1 protein-coding gene is annotated in these 280 nt (G+C 71.8%); it reads right to left on the bottom strand.

The features are described from left to right. The coding region (locus ACG02S_RS26315) for a c-type cytochrome (RefSeq protein ID WP_394473452.1) at positions 1–280 on the bottom strand (280 nt) is incomplete at both ends.

The raw sequence follows: 280 nt of genomic DNA, 5'->3' as shown, positions 1-280 counted from the left end.
AGCTGGCCAGCGCGTTCAGCTCGTCCGCCTTCAGCGAGCGGTAGGTCGGCATGCGGTTGTTGGGCTTGATGGACTGGCTGTCGGCGATCCAGCCGATCAGCGTCGCGCGGGTGTTGGGCAGGATGCCGGCGCCGAGCGACCTGCGTGAGCCGACGTGGGTGAGGTCGGGCCCGGAGATGTCTTGCGCGTCCGTGCCGGCCACCCGGTGGCAGGCCGCGCAGCCGAACTCGCTGAACAGCTGACGGCCGCGCAGCGCTTCGACGCTGAGGCCGGCGGGCGC

This window comes from Pelomonas dachongensis (genome assembly GCF_043555865.1).
In the GTDB taxonomy this organism is placed as follows: Bacteria; Pseudomonadota; Gammaproteobacteria; order Burkholderiales; family Burkholderiaceae_C; genus Pelomonas; species Pelomonas dachongensis.
The sequence above is the reverse complement of the archived record's forward strand: the minus strand, read 5'-3'. Positions and strand labels throughout refer to the sequence as shown.